The 2503-nt window shown below is 58.5% G+C and carries 1 protein-coding gene and 1 pseudogene; both read right to left on the bottom strand.

The annotated features are described in order from the left end of the window. Positions 1-22 precede the first annotated feature (22 nt). A pseudogene (locus AAAC48_RS12505) lies at positions 23-499 on the bottom strand (ParB-like protein); the annotation flags it as partial. A gap of 74 nt (positions 500-573) precedes the next feature. Beyond that, positions 574-2049, bottom strand: a complete 1476-nt coding sequence (gene ltrA, locus AAAC48_RS12500) for a group II intron reverse transcriptase/maturase (RefSeq protein ID WP_340654480.1) — start codon at positions 2047-2049, stop codon at positions 574-576. Between the last annotated feature and the right edge of the window lie 454 nt (positions 2050-2503).

Below are 2503 nucleotides of genomic sequence, written 5' to 3'. Positions count from 1 at the left end.
AGAACAAATCTACAACTTAACCTCAGCTGATTGGTCCGCACCAGCCAGGCAAATAGCTTGCTGCTTGGCTTTTGGCATCTTTGAGAGCCTGATTGAGTGCCTTGTCAAAGCTCGCATCCACGAATTTTCCGGCTAATCCTTCGCCGCAGGAAATCAGCCCAGAGAAATTCGCTGAACGGCGTCGTGTCCTTGGCGAAACCGCCCGCACTTCGCAATTCCCCAGCCAGACTGCGGAAGGGATCATCGTCAAGACCCTTGATCGAATTCGGAATCATTGCGTAATCCCGCCGTCTGCCCTCCTCATCAAATGGTGCATCCAGCCGCGATTGTCCAGCACGACCATAAAGGCATCTCTGTCGAGTTTGGAGAGGTCGCTGATCACCGTCGCCAGAACGCTTTTGACACCTTCATCATCACACGCAAGATGGTGATGATCGATCACATAGTTTCGCCGATTGGGCCCGAGCACGACAGGAATCATATGGTGGCCGAGGAATTCGTTCGCGGTAGGGACGCTCATTTCTGAGCGCCCCCCGCACAGATCCGGACGTGCGGGACTACCGCATCCGGCTCCTACCTTGGGTGTTTGACGGCAAAGCGCGCGTTTGGCCAAGGGTGAAGGATACGTGGTTGCGGAAGCCACTCATCGGCCATCTTCACCATCCGGCTCCATACCAGCGCATGTTTCTGGCTGCGTCGCCTCAGCGCCCGCATCCAGAGCCGTTTGACATGTTCCCGGAACGCCCAGAGCGACCAATGATTGGTCGGTACAGCGTGATAGGCAAAGTAGCCGGTGGTCACCTGCCTCAACCATTTCCCCTGTTCCGGGATTGGGTGATGCAAGCGCCGTTGCAGTTCGCTCTTGATCTCCTTCAGCTTTGCTCGTCTGCGGTCTCGCCGACTCTTGCGTCGGATCTGGAACCGGCCATGCCGATCCTTTCCGCAGATGTGTGTAAAGCCGAGGAAGTCGAAGGTCTCCGGTTTGCCAAGACCCTTCCTCTTGCGGTTTGCAGCCACGAAGCGGCCGAACTCAATCAGTCGGGTCTTTTCCGGATGGAGTTGTAACGCAAACTCCTGCAACCGTTCCCGCATCATGTTCCAGAAGCGCCGGGCATCGGCTTCGAATTGGAAGCCAATCACGATATCGTCCGCGTAGCGCACGATGATCACATCCCCGGTGGCCTCGCGTCGTCGCCAGCGCTCGGCCCAAAGATCGAAGACGTAATGCAGGTAGATGTTGGCAAGCAGCGGCGAAATCACCGAACCCTGCCCAGTTCCCCTTTCACTAACCATGACGATCCCGTCTTCCAGGACACCCGCCCTGAGCCATTTGCGGATCAGACGGATGATGCGGCTATCGCCGATGCGGTGCTCCACGAAGCGGACCAGCCAATCCTGACTGACGCCGTCGAAAAAGCCCGCAATGTCGGCATCCAGAATGTAGCTCACCTTCCGCGTTTCGATCCCGACAAAGAGTGCGTCCAGCGCATCATGCTGGCCGCGCTCCGGTCTGAACCCATAGCTGAACCCGAGGAAGTCCTCCTCATAAATCTGGTTCAGCACCGCCGCCGTAGCCCTCTGGACGATCTTGTCTTCAAGGGCGGCAATCGCGAGCGGCCGCTGCCGTCCGTCTGGCTTCGGTATATACGTCCGCCGTGACGGTAGCGCATGATACGCTCCCCGTTGAACCCGATCATGCAGGTCCGTGATCCGTTGATCGAGGTCTGCTTCATAGGTTCGCCACGTTTGCCCATCCACACCGGGGGCCGCGTTACGCTTGAGTGCGTAGAACGCCGTCCTCAGCATCTCTGGGTTGATGTGGTGGAGGAGCGCGGTGAACTTCTCCTTCTTCTTTTGCCTTGCGGCTTGCCGTATGCGATCCAGCGCATGGGACACACTTTCCCGGTCCTGTGCCCGGCGCGTGCTGTGCTGATCCGCATTCCCCTCGGTTCCCGCCCTTCGCTCCCCCTGCTCCGCAGTCGGCAGGCCGACCTTGTTCGCAGGCTTCTTCGCTACTATGGCGGAATCAGACTCCTCGTGATCGTGCATCATCGGCTACGGCTCCTCGCCTTCCCGATGCGGACCAGCATGGCGATACCACTCTGGCCAATCACGAGGCCTCCCGGTTCCCGTGCAAGGAGCGTCCATGCATGCCAGGGTCTGCGACCACGCCGGGTCGAACGGCCACTTGCGATAGCGTGTCCGTCCGTATTGCCTTCCGCGTAGGTGGAGAGCGTCGGCACCCGAAATGTCCAGTCTTTCGCGGCTCAATGGCTGGCCTGAATGCTCCCCTGTCAACACTTCACGTACAGCCTCACGACTGCCCGCGCATGACTCGGGGCCGATATGGATCGCTACTCCTTCATCGTAATGGACTTGCACCATCTACTCCTTGCCGGTTTATACCGGCGTTCCCACCAAATCAGCCCCGGTTACCCCAGATTTCGAAACCGGACCAAATTCCCGGGCAAAGAAGATTTCGGTTGATGGCGATGACGTGGGG

Source organism: Phyllobacterium sp., assembly GCF_037994405.1.
Taxonomy (GTDB): Bacteria; Pseudomonadota; Alphaproteobacteria; order Rhizobiales; family Rhizobiaceae; genus Phyllobacterium.
Note: the sequence above shows the minus strand (reverse complement) of the source record. Positions and strands in the feature narration are given on the sequence as shown.

Excerpts from the sequence above, each read along its gene's own strand:
- ltrA (WP_340654480.1), bottom strand. The coding sequence starts at position 2,049 with ATGCACGATCACGAGGAGTCTGATTCCGCCATAGTAGCGAAGAAGCCT.